At 72.9% G+C, this 18,926-nt stretch carries 17 protein-coding genes; 9 read left to right on the forward strand and 8 right to left on the reverse strand.

Features of this window, described 5'->3' with window-relative positions; genetic code table 11:
- Nucleotides 1-46 precede the first annotated feature (46 nt).
- The 5 genes from ACGFS9_RS23705 to ACGFS9_RS23725 form a co-directional block, all read right to left on the reverse strand.
- Nucleotides 47-1,096, reverse strand: coding sequence for an aminotransferase class V-fold PLP-dependent enzyme (locus ACGFS9_RS23705; protein WP_393255924.1), 1,050 nt, complete (start codon nt 1,094-1,096; stop codon nt 47-49).
- Nucleotides 1,097-1,191: 95 nt separating this feature from the next.
- Complete coding sequence (locus ACGFS9_RS23710; RefSeq protein WP_393255926.1) at nt 1,192-1,911, reverse strand: DsbA family oxidoreductase; 720 nt, start codon at nt 1,909-1,911, stop codon at nt 1,192-1,194.
- 74 nt (nt 1,912-1,985) lie between these two features.
- Nucleotides 1,986-2,459 (reverse strand): GNAT family N-acetyltransferase, encoded by a 474-nt coding sequence (locus ACGFS9_RS23715; RefSeq protein ID WP_393255927.1) that lies wholly within the window; start codon nt 2,457-2,459, stop codon nt 1,986-1,988.
- Nucleotides 2,460-2,551: 92 nt separating this feature from the next.
- Complete coding sequence (locus tag ACGFS9_RS23720; RefSeq protein WP_393255929.1) at nt 2,552-3,160, reverse strand: DUF1349 domain-containing protein; 609 nt, start codon at nt 3,158-3,160, stop codon at nt 2,552-2,554.
- 148 nt (nt 3,161-3,308) lie between these two features.
- Nucleotides 3,309-4,838: an aldehyde dehydrogenase (NADP(+)) gene (locus ACGFS9_RS23725; RefSeq protein ID WP_393255930.1), complete on the reverse strand. Its 1,530-nt coding sequence runs from the start codon at nt 4,836-4,838 to the stop codon at nt 3,309-3,311.
- A gap of 131 nt (nt 4,839-4,969) precedes the next feature.
- On the opposite strand from ACGFS9_RS23725, the gene ACGFS9_RS23730 reads away from it, so the two are divergent.
- Together ACGFS9_RS23730 and ACGFS9_RS23735 are read left to right on the forward strand one after the other, a co-directional pair.
- Complete coding sequence (locus ACGFS9_RS23730; RefSeq protein WP_393255932.1) at nt 4,970-5,743, forward strand: IclR family transcriptional regulator; 774 nt, start codon at nt 4,970-4,972, stop codon at nt 5,741-5,743.
- 105 nt (nt 5,744-5,848) lie between these two features.
- On the forward strand, nt 5,849-7,300 hold the full coding sequence (locus ACGFS9_RS23735; protein ID WP_393255934.1) for a peptidoglycan D,D-transpeptidase FtsI family protein: 1,452 nt from the start codon (nt 5,849-5,851) through the stop codon (nt 7,298-7,300).
- A 90-nt stretch (nt 7,301-7,390) separates the two neighbouring features.
- Here the strand turns inward: ACGFS9_RS23735 and ACGFS9_RS23740 are convergent, their stop codons facing one another.
- The 3 genes from ACGFS9_RS23740 to ACGFS9_RS23750 all read right to left on the reverse strand — a co-directional run bounded on the left by ACGFS9_RS23740 (nt 7,391) and on the right by ACGFS9_RS23750 (nt 10,698).
- Nucleotides 7,391-8,842, reverse strand: a complete 1,452-nt coding sequence (locus tag ACGFS9_RS23740) for an NCS2 family permease (protein WP_393255935.1) — start codon at nt 8,840-8,842, stop codon at nt 7,391-7,393.
- Nucleotides 8,843-9,071: 229 nt separating this feature from the next.
- Nucleotides 9,072-9,866: an HAD family acid phosphatase gene (locus ACGFS9_RS23745; protein ID WP_393255936.1), complete on the reverse strand. Its 795-nt coding sequence runs from the start codon at nt 9,864-9,866 to the stop codon at nt 9,072-9,074.
- A gap of 244 nt (nt 9,867-10,110) precedes the next feature.
- Entirely contained in the window at nt 10,111-10,698 is a 588-nt protein-coding gene (locus ACGFS9_RS23750; RefSeq protein ID WP_393255937.1) for a TIGR03086 family metal-binding protein, read from the reverse strand.
- 561 nt (nt 10,699-11,259) lie between these two features.
- Between ACGFS9_RS23750 and ACGFS9_RS23755 the strand changes: the two genes are divergently transcribed.
- The 7 genes from ACGFS9_RS23755 (at nt 11,260) to ACGFS9_RS23785 (ending at nt 18,871) form a co-directional block, all read left to right on the forward strand.
- Complete coding sequence (locus tag ACGFS9_RS23755; RefSeq protein WP_393255938.1) at nt 11,260-12,447, forward strand: serine hydrolase domain-containing protein; 1,188 nt, start codon at nt 11,260-11,262, stop codon at nt 12,445-12,447.
- 337 nt (nt 12,448-12,784) lie between these two features.
- Entirely contained in the window at nt 12,785-13,594 is an 810-nt protein-coding gene (locus ACGFS9_RS23760; RefSeq protein WP_393255940.1) for an NAD-dependent epimerase/dehydratase family protein, read from the forward strand.
- A gap of 263 nt (nt 13,595-13,857) precedes the next feature.
- The gene (locus ACGFS9_RS23765; protein ID WP_393255941.1) at nt 13,858-14,628 is read left to right on the forward strand and encodes a DeoR/GlpR family DNA-binding transcription regulator; all 771 of its coding nucleotides are present in this window, start codon (nt 13,858-13,860) and stop codon (nt 14,626-14,628) included.
- A gap of 100 nt (nt 14,629-14,728) precedes the next feature.
- Nucleotides 14,729-16,099: an ABC transporter substrate-binding protein gene (locus ACGFS9_RS23770; protein WP_393255943.1), complete on the forward strand. Its 1,371-nt coding sequence runs from the start codon at nt 14,729-14,731 to the stop codon at nt 16,097-16,099.
- Nucleotides 16,096-17,031 carry a carbohydrate ABC transporter permease gene (locus ACGFS9_RS23775; protein ID WP_393255945.1) on the forward strand — a complete coding sequence of 312 codons (936 nt, stop codon included), beginning with the start codon at nt 16,096-16,098 and terminating at the stop codon, nt 17,029-17,031. The genes ACGFS9_RS23770 and ACGFS9_RS23775 overlap by 4 nt, the downstream gene beginning before the upstream one ends.
- A complete protein-coding gene (locus tag ACGFS9_RS23780) occupies nt 17,031-17,885 on the forward strand; it encodes a carbohydrate ABC transporter permease (protein ID WP_393255947.1) in 855 nt (284 codons plus the stop codon). Before ACGFS9_RS23775 ends, ACGFS9_RS23780 begins: the two co-directional genes overlap by 1 nt.
- The gene (locus ACGFS9_RS23785) at nt 17,882-18,871 is read left to right on the forward strand and encodes a zinc-dependent alcohol dehydrogenase family protein (protein ID WP_393255949.1); all 990 of its coding nucleotides are present in this window, start codon (nt 17,882-17,884) and stop codon (nt 18,869-18,871) included. Before ACGFS9_RS23780 ends, ACGFS9_RS23785 begins: the two co-directional genes overlap by 4 nt.
- Nucleotides 18,872-18,926: the final 55 nt, after the last annotated feature.

Below are 18,926 nucleotides of genomic sequence, written 5' to 3' on the forward strand. Positions count from 1 at the left end.
ACGCACGCCGTACGCGAGGAAGGGCCCCGGCCCTCGCCGTGCGTGCTCAGCCCGGCAGCGCGCCGAGCAGCCGGTCGACGTCCTCCGTGGTGTTGTAGAGGTGGAACGCGGCCCGCAGATGGCCCGCCCGGTCCGAGACCTCCACCCCGGCGCGGCTCAACTCGCCCTGGAGGCGGCCGAGTCCGGGAACGGAGACGATCGGGGAGGCGGGCGCGGGGACCGGGTCGTGGCCGCGGTCGCGCAGCCCGGCGCGGAACCGCTCGGCGAGCGCGAGGTCGTGCGCGGCGATCCGCTCCACGCCGAGTTCCTCCAGGAGTGCGAGGGAGTGGCGGGCCCCGGCGTAGGCGAAGAGGCCGGGGCTCTCGTCGAAGCGCCGCGCGGAGCGGGCCAGTTCCGCGACCGGGCCGTAGCAGCTGTCCCAGGGCGCCTCGCCCGCCACCCAGCCGGCGAACACCGGGGTCAGCCCGCCGAAGTCCTCCGGGACGACGAGGAAGGCGACGCCCCGCGGGCACAGGAGCCACTTGAAGGCGACCGAGGAGACGAAGTCGTGGGCGCCTGCTTCGAGCGGCAGCCAGCCGGCCGCCTGGGAGGCGTCCACGTAGGTCCGGGCGCCGTGCCGCCGCGCGGCCTCCCCGATCGCGTCGAGGTCGGCGGTCCGCCCGTCGGCGGACTGGACGGCGCTCACCGCGACGAGCGCGGTCGCGGGGCGCACGGACTCCGCGATCCGCTCCAGCGGCACGGCGCGGACCCGGAGGTCGCCGCGGACGTGGAAGGGCGTCACCACCGAGCTGAACTCGCCCTCGGCGGTGAGGACCTCGGCCCCGCGCGGCAGCGAGGCGGCGATCAGTCCGCTGTACACCGCGACGGAGGCGCCCGCGGCGACCCGGCGCGCCGGCACGTCGAGCATGCGGGCGAACGCGGCGCGGGCCGCCTCGACGTCGGCGAACATGTCGGCGGGCTGCCCGGCCGCCACGGAGGCGACGGCAGCGCCCATGGCGGCGACCGTGCGGGCCGGCAGCAGACCGGTGCTCGCGGTGTTCAGATAGGTGTTCTTCGCGGCGAACTCGGCACGGACGAGGGTCTCGAAGGTCTCCATGGGACCACTGTGGGCCCGGAGCATCCCCAAGTCCATTGCCGATTTCTGTACCGTTCCCCCAAGCGGCGCTTATGGAAGCGTCGTGACCTGCGTTTTCAGCCCTGGGGAACGGCGCAGCCGTCCGGGCCGCACGCCTCCGCGTCACCCGCGACGCCCTGCACCGGGGTGAGCCGCGGCCGGTCGCCCCACGCCTGGGACAGCGCCTGGGCGAAGACCTCGGCGGGCTGTGCGCCGGAGACGCCGTAGGCGCGGTCGAGGACGAAGAAGGGCACGCCGCGCGCGCCGAGTTCGGCCGCCTCGCGCTCGTCGGCGCGGACCGCGTCGGCGTAGGCGGACGGATCGGCGAGCACCCGGCGGGCCTCGGCCGCGTCGAGGCCGGCGGCGACCGCGAGTTCGACGAGCCGCTCGTCGTCGCCGAACACGCTCCGCTCCTCCGCGAAGTTCGCCCGGTAGAGCAGGCCGATCAGCTCGTCCCTGCGGCCCCGCTCCCCGGCGAGATGGAGCAGGCGGTGCATGTCGAAGGTGCTGCCGTGGTCGCGGTCCCGGGTGCGGTAGTCCAGGCCCTCGGCGGCGGCCTGCGTCCCGAGGTCGTCCTCACCGGCCTGGGCCTGCGCCTCGCTCATGCCGTACTTCCCGGCGAGCAGGGCGAGCACGGGCTGGATGTCGTCCTTGGCCCGGCCGGGGTCCAGTTCGAACGAGCGGTGCACGACCTCGACCTCGTCGCGGTGCGGGAAGGCCGCGAGGGCCTTCTCGAAGCGGGCCTTGCCCACGTAGCACCACGGGCAGGCGATGTCGGACCAGATCTCGACGCGCATACTTCGGTTCTCTCCAGGTCGTGATGGGGGCGCCCTCCGGGGCCGTCGGTGTGTGAACGTTCAACCGGGACGCGTCATTCCCCGGTCACCGGGTGGCGCAGCGCCAGGTGGTGGTCGTCCTCGGCGGGCGGGTGCGCCGGGTCCGCGACCCAGCCGAGGCGCGCGTAGAAGGCGCGGGCGCGCCGGTTGCCGACGTGGACGTCGAGGGTCGCCGCGCGCTTGCCGTCCGCACGCCACTCCTCGACGCAGGCGGCGTGCAGCGCCGAGCCCAGACCGGACCGCCACTGGTCGGGCTCCACGTGGAACTGGTAGAGCTTGACGGTGTCGGAGGGTGCGCCCTCGGCGGTGCGGAACGAGGCGATCGCGGCGATGCGGCCGTCCTGGACGAGGCAGAGCACATGGCCGTCGGGGCGCTCGATGGCGCTCCGCCAGGCCGCGAGCCAGTCCGTGCCGTCCTGCGGCACTCCGTCCGGATAGTAGGTCGCCCGGGCCCGGGCGTGCAGGTCGGCGACGGCCGCCGCCTCGGCGGGGAGCGCGGTTCTGATCATCCGGCGCCCTGGGTTCACACGGTCCTTGATCACACTGGTCAGGACGCGGGCGCGGACCCGCCGGTTCCGGGCCGCCGGCCGCCGGCCCGGGCTCAGCCGCCGTCGCGCAGGTCGCGGGGCCACTCCTCGTGGAAGGCGATGTGGTCGTAGGTGACCACGCAGCCCTCCCCCATCGGCGACTGGGTCATGAAGCCGACCAGTGCGGCGCCGGTCTCCTTCTCGCCGGCCAGGGTGAACAGGCGCACGAAGGTCCACCGCTCGCCGTCGCGGGAGGCGTGGAAGGCGAAGGCGCGGCCTGTGCGGCTCACCCGGAGCCAGACGGAGCTGCCGTCCACGGTGAAGGAGTTGGCGTCGTCGGAGTGGCCGCGGGTGACCACCGTGCAGACGGTCGGCACGTCCGGGGAGAACTCCAGGCAGAGCTTGGCCCAGGCCCGCTCGCCGGCGTGCACGTAGAGCACGCCGGCGTCGAAGGAGGCCCGGAAGCCGACGGTCACGCGGGCGACGAGCTGGAAGTCGCCCTCCGGGGCGCCGAGCAGCCGGGGTGCGTCCGCGACCGGGTCCAGTGCTTCGCCGGTGGGCGGCACGAAGCGGTCCTGCCGGGGACCGGCCCAGCCGGTCAGGACGCCGTCCTCGTGCGACCAGTGGCCGTCGGGCCCGTAGGTGCGCAGGGCGAAGGGCAGTTCGGGAAGGGAGACGTCCATGGTCCGAGTCTCTCAGGTGGGCCGCGCGCCGGGGAGGCCGGCGGGGACGGGGCGGCGGGTGCGGACGGCGGGCCGCGCCGGGGACACGGGAGCGCGCGCCGGGCGGCGGCGCGGTCGGGGCCCGGTCCGGCCCGCGTCCCGCCGGCGCTCAGCGCTCCAGGCGTCCTTCGTAGCGCCGGGGCAGGCCGAGCGGGTTGTCGTCGCGCAGCTCGGGCGGGAGCAGCGGCTCGGGCACCCCCTGGTAGGCCACCGGCCGCAGCCAGCGCTCGATGGCGGTGCCGCCGACCGACGTGGAGGTGGAGGTGGTCGCCGGGTAGGGGCCTCCGTGGTGCTGGGCGGGGGCGACGGCGACGCCGGTCGGCCAGCCGTTGACCAGGACCCGGCCGGCGATCGGCGTCAGGTCGGCGAGGATCTCCGCGCCGCGCCCCTCCCCCGCGGCCTCCCGTGCGGAGAGCTGCACGGTGGCGGTGAGGTTGCCCGGCAGCCGGGACAGGACGGCGTGCGCCTCGGCCGCGTCGGTGTAGCGGGCGACGACGGTGAGCGGCCCGAAGCACTCCTCCAGGAGCAGGTCGTGCGGGCCCGGCCCGGTGAGCCGTCCGGCGGGCACGGTGAGGAATCCCGCGCTCACCGTGTGCTCGCCGCCCGCGCCCGGGGTGACGGGCGATGCCACGTCGGGCAGTTGCGCCCGCTCGGCGACCCCCGCGACGAAGCCGTCGCGCATCCGGTGGTCGAGCAGGACACCGGCGTCGGTGCCGCCCACCGCGTCGGCCAGCGTCTTCACCAGCCGGTCCCCCGCCGCGCCGGCCGGCACCAGGACCAGGCCGGGTTTCACGCAGAACTGGCCGACGCCCAGCGTCATCGAGCCGGCCAGGCCCGCACCGATCTCCTCGGCGCGTTCCACGGCCGCCGCCTCCGTCACCACGACGGGGTTGAGGGAGCCCAGCTCGCCGTGGAAGGGGATGGGCACCGGGCGCCGGGCGGCGGCGTCGAACAGGGCCCGGCCGCCGCGGACCGAGCCGGTGAACCCGGCGGCCGCGACCAGCGGATGGCGCACCAGTTCGACGCCCGCCTCGAAGCCGTGCACCAGGCCGACGACACCGGCGGGGACGTCATGCCGGGCGGCGGCGGCGCGCAGCACGGAGGCGACGCGTTCCGAGAGGGCGGGGTGGTCGGGGTGGGCCTTGACCACGACGGGGCAGCCCGCGGCCAGCGCGCTCGCGGTGTCGCCTCCGGCGACGGAGAAGGCGAAGGGGAAGTTGGAGGCCGAGTAGACGGCCACGACACCGAGCGGGATCTTGTGGCGGCGCAGGTCGGGCACCGGCGGGGTCGCGCCGGCGTCGGGGTGGTCGATGACCACGTCCAGGAAGGCCCCCTCGTCGACGATGCCGGCGAAGGCACGCAACTGGTGGCAGGTGCGGGCGAGTTCGCCCTTCAGCCGGACCGGGCCGAGCGCGGACTCGGCGTCGGCGACCTCGACGAGGTGCTCCCCCGCGTCGGCGAGCAGGTCGGCGGCGGTGCGCAGGAACGCGGCGCGGACGGTGCGGTCGGCGAGCGCGGGGCGTGCGGCGCGCGCGGCGCGGACGGCCTCGTCGACCTCCTGGGCTGTGGCCTCCGCCGCAACCTGTTCGCGTTGCTTCCCGGTACGGGGGTCGACACTCCAGACTGGTGCTGCTGCCACCGCGGGTCCCTTCAGATGTGATGCCGCAGTTCGTGTGTCACGCACCAGGGGCGTTCGATATGCTGAACACCGTCTCTGGTGATGAATATCGGTCGGAGACTATTTCCCGTCCAGCGAAGGGGTCAAGGGCGATGTCGGCAGGCGAGGCAGGCGGCGGGGCACAGGTCAAGTCCGCGGTACGGACCGTGGAACTGCTCGAGTACTTCGCCGGCCGCCCCGGCATGCACTCCCTGGCCGCGGTCCAGGAGGCCGTCGGCTACCCCAAGTCCAGCCTCTACATGCTGCTGCGCACGCTGGTCGAGCTGGGCTGGGTCGAGACGGACGCCACGGGCACGCGCTACGGGATCGGCGTGCGCGCCCTGCTCGTCGGCACCTCCTACATCGACGGCGACGAGGTGGTCGCGGCGGCCCGCCCCACCCTCGACCGGCTGTCCGACGACACCACGGAGACCATCCACCTCGCCCGCCTGGACGGCACGAACGTCGTCTATCTCGCCACCCGCCAGTCGCAGCACTACCTGCGCCCCTTCACCCGGGTCGGCCGCAGGCTGCCCGCCCACTCCACCTCGCTCGGCAAGGCCCTGCTGGCCACGCACACCGACGAACAGGTGCGCACGATGCTGCCCGAGACGCTCCCCGCGCTCACCGAGCACACGATCACGGACCGGGAGAGGCTCATCGAGGAGCTGCGCCGGGTGCGCGAGCAGGGCTTCGCCGTGGACCGCGAGGAGAACACGCTGGGCCTGCGCTGCTTCGGCGTGGCGATCCCGTACCGCACGCCGGCCCGTGACGCGATCAGCTGCTCGGTGCCGGTGGCGCGGCTCACCCCGGGACACGAGCAGACGGTCAAGGACGCCCTGTTCGACGCCCGCGACCGGCTCACCCTGGCGACGCGCCGCCTGTGAGGGGCCGCGCGGGGCCGGGCGCGGGTGCCGGTTCCATGAAGGAACCATGAGAAACGGGTACGGACGGGAACGAAGGGAGCCCGCCCGCTCGTCTTCACCCTCGGCATGAACAAGACGATCAGGCGTGCCTCCGTCTTCACACTGCTGCTCGTCCTCTCCCTGCTGGTGAGGGCGACGTGGGTGCAGTTCTACGACGGCAGGGCACTGGCGGACGACAAGGACAACCGGCGGAACGCGATCTCGCTGTACGCGAACCCGCTCGGGAACATCATCGTGGCCGGAGACGCGATCACCGGCTCCGCTCCGACGAAAGGCGGCGACCTCAAGTACCGGCGGACGTACACGAACGGCAGTCTGTACGCGGCGGTCACCGGCTACAGCTCGCAGGTGTACGGGGCCACGCAGCTGGAGGGCATCTACCGGAACCTGCTCGACGGCTCGGACGTCCGGCTGAAGAACCCCCTGGACAGCCTGACGAACCAGCGCGCCGACCCCGGTGACGTGATCACGACCATCGACCCCGCGGTGCAGAGGGCCGGTTTCGAGGCGCTCGGCGACAAGAAGGGCGCGGCCGTCGCGATCGACCCGAGGACCGGCAGGATCCTCGGCGTGGTCTCGACCCCGTCGTACGACCCCTCGAAGATCAGCACGGGCGACGGCGACGCCTGGCGGCAGCTGACCCAGGACCCGGACAAACCGCTGGTCAACCGCGCGCTGCGGCAGCCGCTGCCGCCGGGCTCGACGTTCAAGCTGGTCGTGGCGTCCGCGGCGCTGGAGAGCGGCCTGTACGACGGCGTGGACGTCCGCACGGACAGCCCCGACCCCTACACCCTGCCCGGCACGCGCACCGTGCTGCGCAACGAGAACACGTCCGCTCCGTGCGAGGACGCCACGATCCGGGTCGCGCTCCAGTACTCCTGCAACAACGTCTTCGCCAAGATGGCCGTCGACCTCGGGCAGGACAAGGTCAGGGCGATGGCGGAGAAGTTCGGCTTCAACGACACGGCGCAGGACGTGCCGGTGCGGGCGTACACCAGCGTGTACCCCTCCGGGATGGACAGGTCGTCGACGGCGCTGACCGGCATCGGCCAGTTCGACGTCACCGCGACCCCGCTCCAGATGGCCATGGTGTCCGCGGCGATCGCCAACGACGGCAAGCTGGTCGCGCCGCACATGGTGTCCCGGACCAGTGACGCCGGCGGCACCGTGCTGAAGAACTACGACGACGACGCGGGCAGCGAGCGGATCGTCGGCGCGGACACCGCCCGCCAGCTGCGGTCCGCGATGCGCACGGTCGTCGAGAAGGGCACCGGGACCAACGCGCGGATCGCCGGCGCGACCGTGGGCGGCAAGACCGGCACGGCGCAGCACGGCGAGAAGAACAGCAAGACGCCGTACGCGTGGTTCACCTCGTACGGGACGTCGGACTCCACCGGCAAGCAGGTCGCCGTCGCGGTGATCGTCGAGCAGTCGGACGCGGCCCGCTCCGAGGTCAGCGGCAACGGCCTGGCGGCCCCGGTCGCCCGGGCGATGATGCGGGCTGCCCTCGGGAGCTGACCGGGGCGCGCCGGACCCGGGGCGGCCCGGGCGACGGGACGGCCCCCCGCACCTGCCCGGTGCGGGGGCCGTCCCGTCGGCCGGGGCCGGTCACCGGACGCCGAGGAGCTGCTCCACGGGGTCGATCGCGAAGTAGACGAGGAACAGCGCGGAGGCGGCCCACAGCAGCCAGTGGACCTCCCTGGCCTTGCCGAGGACCGCCTTGATCAGGACGAACGCGAGGAAGCCGGCGCCGATGCCGTTGGTGATCGAGTACGTGAACGGCATCACGGCGATGGTCAGGAACGCGGGGACGGCGATCTCGTAGCGGTCCCAGTCGATGTTCTTGACCTGGGTCATCATCAGGAAGCCGACGGCGACGAGCGCGGGCGCGGCGGCCTGGAGCGGGACGATCGTGAGGACCGGCGTGAGGAACAGCGCCAGCGCGAACAGCCCGCCGGTGACCAGGTTGGCGAAGCCGGTGCGGGCGCCCTCGCCGACGCCCGCCGCCGACTCGATGTAGGACGTGGCCGAGGAGGCGGAGGCCGCGCCGCCGGCGACCGCAGCGGCCCCGTCGATGAGCAGGACCCGCCCGAGTCCGGGCACCCTGCCCTCCTCGTCGAGCAGGCCCGCCTCGGCGCTGATGCCGACGACCGTGCCCATGGTGTCGAAGAAGTCGGACAGGATGAGGGTGAACACCAGCAGGACCACGGTGATCACGCTCGTCGCGCCGAACGCGCCGAACAGGCTGAAGTGACCGAGCAGTCCGAAGTCCGGTGAGGCCACGACGTCGTCGGGGACCTTCGGGGTGGTCAGTCCCCAGCTCGTGACGTCGGCCGCGGAGTCGACGGCGATCGCCACGACCGTCATGGTGACGATGCTGATCAGGATGGCGCCCTTGACCTTGCGGGCGAGCAGCGCCACGGTCAGCAGCACGCCCAGGCAGAACACGAGGACCGGCCAGCCGGACAGCGTGCCGGTGCCGCCGAGTTGCACCGGCACGGTGGTGTTCGCGGCGTCCGGGATGCGGGTCGCGAAGCCCGCGTCGACGAAGCCGATGAAGGCGATGAACAGACCGATGCCGACGCTGATGGCCTGCTTCATCGCCTGGGGTATCGCCCGCATGACGGCCTCCCGCAGGCCGGTCACCACCAGGACGCAGATGAGCAGGCCCTCCAGGACGATGAGGCCCATCGCGTCGTCCCAGCTCATCAGCGGGGCGATCTGGAAGGCGACGACCGCGTTGAGGCCGAGGCCGGCGGCGAGAGCGAGCGGCAGGTTGCCGCCGACACCCATGACGATCGTCATGACCGCGGCCACCAGGGCGGTGGCGGTGGTGAGTTGGACCGCGTCCAGCTGATGCCCGAACCTGTCCTTGGCGCTGCCGAGGATGATCGGGTTGAGGACGAGGATGTAGGCCATCGTGAAGAACGTGGCGAAGCCGCCGCGGATCTCCCGCCCGAACGTGGAGCCCCTCGCGGAGATTTCGAAGAACCCGTCGACCCCGCCAGCCGGTGGGGGTGCGGCACTCGGCCGGGCGTCGACCTGCTGCGCTTCGGACATGGCGATACTCCTCGGTACCTGCGCGCCTGGTGGGGGAATGCCGGCTGGATTCTTCCCTTCCTCGACCCGGTTCAGGTTTTCCCCGTGTTACGGAATCCGGCAGACAACCAGTCGGCCGTTCCCGGCGTCCTTCAGGGTGTGGACCTGCCGGCCTGAGCCCCCCTCGTGGCCGGCAGCACGACGCCCCCGCCGGTGACGACCGGCGGGGGCGTTCGCGCACCGCGGAGGATCAGCCCACGAAGTACGTCGGGTTGGGGATCTTGTAGGTCTTGTCGGCGTAGCCGCCGTCGAGGTCCGAGTACTGGTCGCCGAAGTTGCCGACGATGTCGTAGCCGAGGGACTCGATGTGCTTGCGGGTGCCGGACTTGTACTGCACGGTCGTGCAGTTCCAGGCCGCGGCGGTGGCGCAGTCGCCCAGGTAGGCGGGCGGGTTGGCCGTGTCCTTGAGGAACATGTGGGCGGAGTCGAGGTTGACGTCGACACCGACCTTCTTCAGGTTCTCGACCGCCGAGGCGCGCTGCGACTCCTTGAGACCGGAGTTGTAGAACACCTCGACGCCCTTGGACGCGGCGTACTCGACGAGTTCGGGGCTGCCGAACACCGCGGGGCGGTCCGCCTTGGCGACGTAGTCGGCCCAGGTCGTCGAGTTGTAGGTGTAGTTGGTCTTCCTCTCGTAGTCGAAGGAGAGCAGCAGGGTGTCGTCGATGTCGAAGACGACGGCGGGCCTGCCGTGGTGGTGGCGGGCCTTGTGGGCCGCCTTGTCGATGTCCCGCCGGGCGGCGGCGTCGATGCGCGCGAGGTCCTTGGCGTACTGGCTGGTCGGCGACGCCTGGTACACCCCGTCGGCGTCGAGCGTGGCGCCGTAGTAGGTGTCGATGTCCTTGACGAGAACCCCGATGTTGTAGGGCTCGTGCGTCGAGTTGGCCGTCGACTGGTGGGCGGTGGCGGCACCGGACCCGAACAGGGCGGCACCGGCGACGGCACAGGTGGCGGCGACGGCCGCGATACGCAGTGGCTTATGCATGACAATCTTCTACGCGCGTCACGCCTCCGAAGGCGAGGCCCTTTGCCCGATCGATACACACTCCACAGGTGTGATGTGCGCCGCATTCCCCCTGCCGTCCCTCCCGCGGGCCACGGGGGCGTCCGCCCGCGGTCGGCCAAGTCCGCCTCCCCTGCGCCGAGTTCGTCCCGCGCGCGGGACGGGAGCGAGGCCGGAGCGGGCCCGGCGCCCCGGGACCCGCACCGCCCGCGTCGGATGGCCTCGGCTACGGCGTCCACCCCGGGTCCCGGCCGCTGAGGCCGATCGCGCGGTCGAGGAGGGACGCGCCGTCGGGCACCGCGACGACGGGTCCGAAGATGCCGCCGCCGCCCGTCGGGTCCTGGGCGGCGGCGGCGAGGAACGCGTGCGCGGCCCGCAGGGCGCTCTCGTCGGCGACGTACTCCTGGCCGGTGGCGCGGGCGAGGTCCCAGCCGTGCACCACGAGTTCGTCGGCGGCCACGGCACCGGCCACCGCACCGGGCAGGGTCACCCCGCCGGCGCGGGTCGTTCCGGTCCACGCCCGCGGGTCCCGCCAGGCGCCGGCCAGCTCGTCGAGCGCCTTGGGCAGCGCCTGCCGCCAGTCCGGACCGATGTCGGGCAGCCGGGAGCCGGGGGCGGTGTCGGTCGAGGCGCCCAGCTCCTTGCCCGCCGCGTCGCGGAAGGCCACGGCCAGTCCGGCGAGGTGTCCCAGCAGGTGGCGCACCGCGTACTGCGGGCAGGGCGTGCGGCCGTCGAGATGCTCGTCGGTGACGCCCTCCGCGAGGCGCGCCACGATCAGGGCCTGCGGCCCGAGGTCGAAGGTCTGGCCGGTCATCCGCTTCTCCTCAGCAGGTGCGGACCCGAAGGGTCCGGGGAGGGTTTCTCCTGTCGATGGGGACCCCGTCCGCGCCGGGAACTCATCGGTGGGCCCCTGATCCCTCCCGTCCGGTGCCGGGTTCGCGCCGGGCGGGACGCGGCACCGGAGGAGGAATCCGGGGCGGGACGGCCGGGACGGCCCGGCGGGCGGAGACGTACGGGGCGGACGGGCCGGGCGGCAGCCGACGGGCCGGTGGCGAGGCGAGTCCCCGGCGCATCGGCCCCTCTCAGCGGCCGAACGGGGCCGGAGCGGCAGCTCCACCGTGCGGCCGGCGCGGCCCCGGCCGGACGGGCCGGAGGCTGACCGAGGCCCCTCCCGACCGGCCGTTCCCGCGCGGAGCACCCGGCGAGAGAAGCGGACCACAGCAACCGCGCACACGGGCGGGCGGGGCGGACGGGGGCCCCGCGCGTCCGGCCGTGGTGAGGGCGCTCGGCCGGATGCAGCAGCGGCGCGGGCGAGCCGCCGGCGCGGGGTCGAAGCTGGGCGTGCTCCGGCCTCCGACCGACCCGGGAGAACCCCATGCCGTCATCACCCCCGTCCCGCCGGCCCCGGCTGCGCCTGCCGCTCGCCGCGCTGCTGGCCGCCGCCTGCCTGACCGGTGCCGTGTCCGTCCCCGCCGGCGCGGACTCCGCCGCGCCGGCCGACCGCGACCGGGACCGGGCCCTGCGCCGACAGCTCGACGAGCTGGTGCGCGGCCCCGGCGGACCGCCCGGTGCCATCGCCGTGCTGCGGCGGGGCGGCGACGTGCGCGTCGTGCGCGCCGGTGTCGCGGACGTGGAGAGCGGGCGCCCGATCTCGACCGGCGACCACATGCGGATCGCCAGCACGGCGAAGGCGTTCAGCGGGGCCGTCGCGCTGCGCCTGGTGGACCGGGGCGCGCTGCGGCTCGGCGACACCATCGGACGCCGGCTGCCGTCCCTGCCCCGGAAGTGGCACGCGGTGACGCTGCGTCAGCTGCTGAACCACACCAGCGGCCTGCCCGACTACACGCGCAGCCCGGCGTTCGCGAAGGTCCTCACGGCCGACCCGCACCACCGCTTCGACTCCCGGCGGCTCCTCGACTACGTGGCCGGCGATCCGCTGCTGTTCCGCCCGGGATCGCGCTACGCGTACTCCAACTCCGACAACATCGCCGTCGCGCTGATGGCCGAGGCGGCCACCGGCAGACGCTACGAGGAACTGCTGCGCGGCCTGATCTACCGGCCGCTGGGCCTGCGCGAGACCAGCCTCCCGCAGGGCTACCGGATGCCCGAGCCGTACATGCACGGCTACGACGTCACGCCGCCCGGCCCGCCGGAGGACGTGAGCGAGGCGCTCGGCGCGTCGGGGGTGTGGGCCTCGGGCGGCATCGTGTCGACCCCGGCGGACATGACGCGTTTCGTCAGCGGCTACGCGGGCGGGGCCCTGGTGTCGCCGGCCACGCTGCGCGAGCAGCGGCGCTGGGTCGACGGCGCCTCCGAGCCGGCGGGCCCGGGCAGGAACGCGGCGGGGGCCGCGATCTTCCGCTACACGACCCGCTGCGGAGTGGTCCTCGGCCACACCGGCAACTTCCCCGGCTACACGCAGCTGATCGCGGCGACCGCGGACGGCCGGCGTTCGCTGACCTTCTCGCTCACCACCCAGGTGAACAAGGAGACCACGCCGGACCTGCTGGAGAGGGTCCGCGCGGTCGAGGAGAACTTCGTCTGCGCGCTGCTGCGGGACTGACCGCCCCGCGGTTCCCCGGGGGCGGGGCCGGGGAGCCGTCGCCCGGGAGCACCGTCGCTCCCGCCCGTTCACGACCCTCATCCGGCGGCCGCGACCACCGGCACGCGTCCCGCGGTGACCTCCGCGGCGGCCCGTCGCGGACGGCGAACTCCTCGGGGTCGGCGCGGGGACTCGCCGGTGCCGCACTCCTCACCCGCGCAGCCCTTGACGCGATCCGTCGGCGATCCCTAGCGTGCCCAGGCATGTGAATCTCCTGCACGAAGACGATCGCCCTCGCGGGCGTCCCGGCCGGCGGAGCCGCCACCGCGGCGGACCGGCCCGCACCGAGGAGACCCGTATGCCCGCTCCCCGCACCGTCCTGCTCACCGGAGCCGCCGGCGGGCTCGGCACCCTGATGCGCGGGCTGCTGCCGCGGTACGGCCACACCCTGCGCCTGTTCGACATGCGCCCGGTGGAGGGCGAACCCGGGGCCGTCACCGCGGACCTCGCGGACCGGACGGCGCTGCGCGCGGCGGTACGCGGCGTCGACGCGATCGTCCACCTCGCGGGCATCTCGCTGGAGTCCTCCTTCGACAGGATCCTCAAGGCCAACATCGAGGGCACCCACCACCTGTACGAGGCGGCGCACGAGGCGGGGGTGGCCCGGATCGTGTTCGCCTCGTCCAACCACGCGGTGGGCTTCACCCCCCGCCCGCGTGACGGCGACCCGCTGATCCCGGTCGACACCCCGCGCCGCCCCGACACCCTCTACGGGCTGTCCAAGTCCTTCGGCGAGGACCTGGCCCAGTTCTACTGGGACAAGCACGGCCTGGAGACCGTCTCGGTGCGCATCGGCGCCTGCTGCCCGGAGCCCACCACCGTGCGCATGCTGTCGGTCTGGCTGAGCCCGGAGGACGGCGCCCGCCTCGTCCACGCCGCCCTCACCGCCGAGGACGTGGGACACACCGTCGTCTACGGCTCCTCCGCCAACACCCGCCTGTGGTGGGACCTCTCCAGCGCGCGGGCCCTCGGCTACGAGCCGCGCGACGACTCCGAGCCGCACGCCGCCCGGCTCGTCGCCGAGCAGGGCGAACTCGACCCGGACGACCCCGGCCAGGCCCACCTGGGGGGCCACTTCACCACCGACCCGCCGATCTGGCCGCACTGAGGCGCGACGCGGCACCGGCGGGACGGCGGGCGGGCACCGAACGGGCCCGCCCTCCCCGGTGTTCGGGCACCCGCGCTGCCCGAACACACCCCCGCTCGCGCCGCTTCCCAGGTCGTCCGGCGAGGGCGACCCGGCCGAGCGGGCACAGCCGGGCAGGATCGGGCGGTCAACAGACCTGGTGAGTGGCCGGTACCCGCTGTAGAACTTCCCTCAAGGGCTCCACCGGGCCCGAACGGGCAGTGCGCGAGGGAGCGGGTGAGACCATGACGGCGATGACGGCGGAAGAACGACAGCGCGAGATCGTCCGGGTGGCACGCCGCACGGGCTCGGTCGACGTCACGGAACTCGCCGACGCCCTGGGCGTCGCCAAGGAGACCGTCCGGCGCGACCTGCGCACCCTGGAGGACCACGGTCTGGTGCGCCGCACCCACGGCGGCGCCTACCCCGTGGAGAGCGCCGGATTCGAGACCACGCTCGCCTTCCGCACCACGAGCCACGTGCCCGAGAAGCGCCGGATCGCCGCCGCCGCGGCCGACCTGCTCGGGGACGCCGAGACCGTCTTCGTCGACGAGGGCTTCACCCCGCAGCTCATCGCCGAGGCGCTGCCCCGGGACCGGCAACTGACCGTCGTCACCGCCTCCCTCGCCACCGCGGGCGCGCTCGCCGAGGCCGAGAACACCGGCGTCCTGCTGCTCGGCGGCCGGGTCCGCCCCGGCACCCTCGCCACCGTCGACCACTGGACGACGAAGATGCTCGCCGGCTTCGTCATCGACCTGGCGTTCATCGGCGCCAACGGCATCTCCCGCGAACACGGCCTCACCACCCCCGACCCGGCCGTCAGCGAGGTCAAGGCACAGGCGATCAGGGCGTCCCGGCGCACCGTCTTCGCCGGAACGCACACCAAGTTCGGCGCCGTCAGCTTCTGCCGGTTCGCCGACATCAGCGCCCTGGAGGCGATCGTCACGAGCACGCTGCTCCCGGCGTCCGAGGCGCACCGCTACTCCCTCCAGGGCCCCCAGGTCATCCGCGTCTGACAACCGAACGATCTTCCCCCGCATCCTCATCCCGGGGCACCGCCCTGCCTCGTACCGCCCGCTGTCTCCCCGTTCCTCCAGATTTCTCCAGGAGTGATCCATGCGAACCCCGAGCCGACGGAGGCCGCGCGCGCTGCTCGCCGCGGTCGCCGCAGGGACGCTGCTCACCCCGCTCCTCTCCGGCTGCTGGGCCGGAGCGGGCGGGGCCGGCTCCGGCGGGAACTCCATCAACGTCCTGATGGTGAACAACCCGCAGATGGTCGAGCTGCAGAAACTCACCAAGGCCCACTTCACCAAGGACACCGGCATCAAGGTGAACTTCACCGTCCTGCCGGAGAACGACGTCCGCGACAAGATCAGCCAGGACTTCGCCAACCAGGCCGGCCAGTACGACGTGGCCACGCTGTCCAACTACGAGATACCCATCTACGCCCGCAACGGCTGGCTGCACGAGATGGACTCCTACGTCGCCGACGACCCCGCCTACGACGAGCAGGACATCCTCAAGCCGATGCGGCAGTCGCTGACCGCCGACGACGGCAAGCTGTACGGCCAGCCGTTCTACGGCGAGTCGTCCTTCCTCATGTACCGCAAGGACGTCTTCGCCGCCAAGGGCCTGAAGATGCCCGCCCATCCCACCTGGCAGGAGGTGGCCGACCTCGCGGCGAGGGCCGACGGCGCCGAGCCCGGCATGAAGGGCATCTGCCTGCGCGGCCTGCCCGGCTGGGGCGAGATCATGGCTCCGCTCACCACGGTCGTGAACACCTTCGGCGGCACCTGGTTCGACAAGGACTGGAAGGCACGCCTGGACTCCCCCGAGTTCAGGAAGGCCACCGCCTTCTACGTGGACCTGGTGCGCGAGCACGGCGAGTCCGGAGCGGCGCAGGCCGGCTTCGCCGAATGCCTCAACAACATGACCCAGGGCAAGACGGCCATGTGGTACGACGCCACGTCCGCCGCCGGCCTGCTGGAGGCCGGGGACTCCCCGGTCCGGGGCAAGCTCGGCTACGCGCCCGCGCCGGTCGAGAAGACCGAGTCCTCCGGCTGGCTCTACACCTGGGCCTGGGGCATGCAGAAGGCATCGCACAACGCCGACAAGGCGTGGAAGTTCGTCTCCTGGGCCTCCTCCCGGCAGTACGAGCAACTCGTCGGGGACACCGCCGGCTGGTCCGACGTGCCGGCCGGCAAGCGCGCCTCGACCTACACCAACGCCGCCTACCGCAAGGAGGCGGCGGCCTTCCAGGACATGACCCGCGAGGCCATCGAGGGCGCCCGCCCGAAGGACCCCGGCGTCCAGCCGCGCCCCGCCCCCGGCATCCAGTTCGTCGGCATCCCCGAGTTCACCGACCTCGGAACCAAGGTCTCGCAGGAGATCAGCGCGGCCATCGCCGGACGCCAGTCCGTCGACGCGGCCCTGAGCACGTCCCAGAAACTCGCCGAGCAGATCTCCAAGGAGTACGAGGGACGATGACCGCCACGACCACGGCCCGCGTGGCCGCCCCACCCGTACGCACCCACCAGCAACCGCCGGCCCGGCTGCGCGCCTGGGCACGGCGCGGACCGCTGCTCCCCGCCCTGATCTTCATGATCGTGGTGACCCAACTCCCCTTCGTCGCCACCCTGGTGATCTCCTTCTTCGACTGGAACGCCCTCTATCCCAAGGCCCGCCACTTCACCGGTTTCGGCAACTACGCCGACGTCCTGACCGACGCCTCCCTGCGGCAGTCCGTGTGGACGACCGTCCTGCTGACCGTCACCGTCGTCCTGGCGAGCCTGGTGCTCGGGCTGGGCCTCGCCCTGCTGCTGGACCGGCGGTTCCGGGGCCGCGGCATCGTCCGCACCCTGCTGATCGCCCCGTTCCTGGTGGTCCCGGTGGCGGCGGCCCTGCTGTGGAAGCACGTGCTCTACAACCCCGAGTACGGGCTGCTCAACGGCCTGCTGCACGCCGTGGGCGGACCTCAGCCCGACTGGATCTCCAACACCCCGCTGCTCGCGGTCGAGGCCTCCCTGGTGTGGCAGTGGACGCCGTTCATGATGCTGATCCTGCTGGCCGGGCTGCAGAGCCGCGACCACCAGCAGATCGAGGCGGCCCGGGTGGACGGCGCGAACGACTGGCAGGTCTTCGTCCACCTCACGCTGCCGCACCTGCGCCGGTACCTCGAACTGGGCGCGCTGCTCGGCTCGATCTACATCGTCCAGAACTTCGACGCGGTGTTCACCCTCACCTCGGGCGGCCTCGGAACCGCCAACCTGCCCTACACCGTCTACCAGAGCTTCTACCAGGCCCACGAGAACGGCCTCGCCTCGGCGGCCGGCGTCCTGGTGGTCATCGGCTCGATCGTCATCGCGACCTTCGCCCTGCGCGTCGTGTCGTCCCTGTTCCGTGAGGAGGTGTCCCGCTGATGAGCGCCACCGCGACGACGCACGCCCGCAGCCGCCGTGCCAAGGGAGCCGGCCTGGGCCTGGCGGCCTGGGCGCTGGGCATCGTGTTCTTCCTGCCCATCGCCTGGATGGCCCTGACCTCCTTCCACTCCGAGTCCGACGCGGCCAGCAACCCGCCCGCCCTCGGCGCGTCCCTGACCCTCGACGGCTACCGCGAGTTCTTCGGCACGGGCGGCGGCGCGAGCCCCTGGCCCGCGCTCGCCAACTCCACGGTGGCCTCGGTCGTCTCCACCCTGTGCGTCCTGCTCCTCGCCCTGCCGGCCGCCTACGCGCTGTCCATCCGGCCGGTGAAGAAGTGGACCGACGTCCTGTTCTTCTTCCTGTCCACCAAGATGCTGCCCGTGGTGGCGGGCCTGCTGCCGATCTACCTCTTCGCCAAGAACACCGGCATGCTCGACAACATCTGGCTGCTGGTCGTCCTCTACACGTCCATGAACCTGCCGATCGCGGTGTGGATGATGCAGTCCTTCCTCGCCGAGGTCCCCGTCGCGGTGATCGAGGCGGCGCAGATCGACGGGGCCCGGCTGCCGACCGTGCTGGCCCGCGTGGTGGCGCCCATCGCCCTGCCGGGCATCGCCGCGACCGCCCTGATCTGCTTCATCTTCAGCTGGAACGAACTGCTCTTCGCCCGGGTGCTCACCGGTGTGGTCGCCGAGACCGCCCCCGTCTTCCTCACCGGGTTCATCACCAGCCAGGGCCTGTTCCTGGCGAAGGTGTGCGCCGCCTCGCTCGTCGTCTCCCTGCCGGTGCTCGCCGCGGGGTTCGCCGCCCAGGACAAACTGGTCCAGGGCCTGTCGTTGGGAGCCGTGAAATGAAGGCCGCAGTCATCGAGTCCGTCGGCCGCGCCGTCGTCACCGAGGTCCCGGACCCCACGCCCGGACCCCGCGAGGTGGTGGTCGAGGTCGCCGCCTGCGGCCTGTGCGGCACCGACCTGCACATCCTCCAGGGCGAGTTCGCGCCCAAGCTGCCGATCGTGCCGGGCCACGAGTTCGCGGGCGAGATCGTCGGGGTCGGCACCCAGGTCACCGAACTCGCCGTCGGCGACCGCGTCGCCGTCGACCCCTCGCTGTACTGCTACGAGTGCCGCTACTGCCGGACCGGCCACAACAACCTCTGCGAACGGTGGGCCGCGATCGGCGTGACCACCGCGGGCGGCGCCGCCCAGTACGCGACCGCGCCCGTCGCGAACTGCGTGAAGCTCCCCGAGCACGTCCGCACCCAGGACGCGGCCCTCGTCGAGCCGCTCTCCTGCGCCGTCCGCGGCTACGACGTCCTGCGGTCCCGGCTCGGCGCCCACGTCCTCATCTACGGCTCGGGAACGATGGGGCTGATGATGCTGGAGCTCGCCAAGCGCACCGGCGCGGCCCGTGTCGACGTCGTCGACCTCAACGCCGAGCGCCTGGCCACCGCCCAGTCCCTGGGGGTCTCCGGCTCGGCGGCGACCCCCGACGAGCTGGACCGCCCGCAGGGCTGGGACCTGGTGATCGACGCCACCGGGAACGCCGCCGCGATCCAGGACGGGCTGGACCGGGTCGCCAAGGCCGGCACGTTCCTCCAGTTCGGGGTGGCCGACTACGCGACCCGGGTGACGATCGACCCGTACCGCATCTACAACCAGGAGATCACCATCACCGGCTCGATGGCCGTGCTGCACAGCTTCGAGCGCGCCGCGGAGCTCTTCGCGACCGGGGTCCTCGACCCGTCGGTCTTCATCAGCGACCGCCTGCCGCTGAGCGGCTATCCCGAGGCCCTGGCCCAGTTCGCCTCCGGCGTCGGACGGAAGATCGTCGTCGTGCCCTGACCCGTCCGGTGCGGTGCGGGGGCGGACCGCTCGTCCCGCCCTCGCTCCCGGGTCC

This window comes from Streptomyces sp. NPDC048566, assembly GCF_043199735.1.
Taxonomy (GTDB): domain Bacteria; phylum Actinomycetota; class Actinomycetes; order Streptomycetales; family Streptomycetaceae; genus Streptomyces.

Bases quoted from the DNA above. Each gene is read 5' to 3' on its own strand.
- ACGFS9_RS23705 (WP_393255924.1), bottom strand. From the start codon at position 1,096: ATGGAGACCTTCGAGACCCTCGTCCGTGCCGAGTTCGCCGCGAAGAAC.
- ACGFS9_RS23710 (WP_393255926.1), bottom strand. From the start codon at position 1,911: ATGCGCGTCGAGATCTGGTCCGACATCGCCTGCCCGTGGTGCTACGTG.
- ACGFS9_RS23715 (WP_393255927.1), bottom strand. From the start codon at position 2,459: ATGATCAGAACCGCGCTCCCCGCCGAGGCGGCGGCCGTCGCCGACCTG.
- ACGFS9_RS23720 (WP_393255929.1), bottom strand. From the start codon at position 3,160: ATGGACGTCTCCCTTCCCGAACTGCCCTTCGCCCTGCGCACCTACGGG.
- ACGFS9_RS23730 (WP_393255932.1), top strand. From the start codon at position 4,970: ATGTCGGCAGGCGAGGCAGGCGGCGGGGCACAGGTCAAGTCCGCGGTA.
- ACGFS9_RS23735 (WP_393255934.1), top strand. From the start codon at position 5,849: ATGAACAAGACGATCAGGCGTGCCTCCGTCTTCACACTGCTGCTCGTC.
- ACGFS9_RS23740 (WP_393255935.1), bottom strand. From the start codon at position 8,842: ATGTCCGAAGCGCAGCAGGTCGACGCCCGGCCGAGTGCCGCACCCCCA.
- ACGFS9_RS23745 (WP_393255936.1), bottom strand. From the start codon at position 9,866: ATGCATAAGCCACTGCGTATCGCGGCCGTCGCCGCCACCTGTGCCGTC.
- ACGFS9_RS23750 (WP_393255937.1), bottom strand. From the start codon at position 10,698: ATGACCGGCCAGACCTTCGACCTCGGGCCGCAGGCCCTGATCGTGGCG.
- ACGFS9_RS23755 (WP_393255938.1), top strand. From the start codon at position 11,260: ATGCCGTCATCACCCCCGTCCCGCCGGCCCCGGCTGCGCCTGCCGCTC.
- ACGFS9_RS23760 (WP_393255940.1), top strand. From the start codon at position 12,785: ATGCCCGCTCCCCGCACCGTCCTGCTCACCGGAGCCGCCGGCGGGCTC.
- ACGFS9_RS23765 (WP_393255941.1), top strand. From the start codon at position 13,858: ATGACGGCGATGACGGCGGAAGAACGACAGCGCGAGATCGTCCGGGTG.
- ACGFS9_RS23770 (WP_393255943.1), top strand. From the start codon at position 14,729: ATGCGAACCCCGAGCCGACGGAGGCCGCGCGCGCTGCTCGCCGCGGTC.
- ACGFS9_RS23775 (WP_393255945.1), top strand. From the start codon at position 16,096: ATGACCGCCACGACCACGGCCCGCGTGGCCGCCCCACCCGTACGCACC.
- ACGFS9_RS23780 (WP_393255947.1), top strand. From the start codon at position 17,031: ATGAGCGCCACCGCGACGACGCACGCCCGCAGCCGCCGTGCCAAGGGA.
- ACGFS9_RS23785 (WP_393255949.1), top strand. From the start codon at position 17,882: ATGAAGGCCGCAGTCATCGAGTCCGTCGGCCGCGCCGTCGTCACCGAG.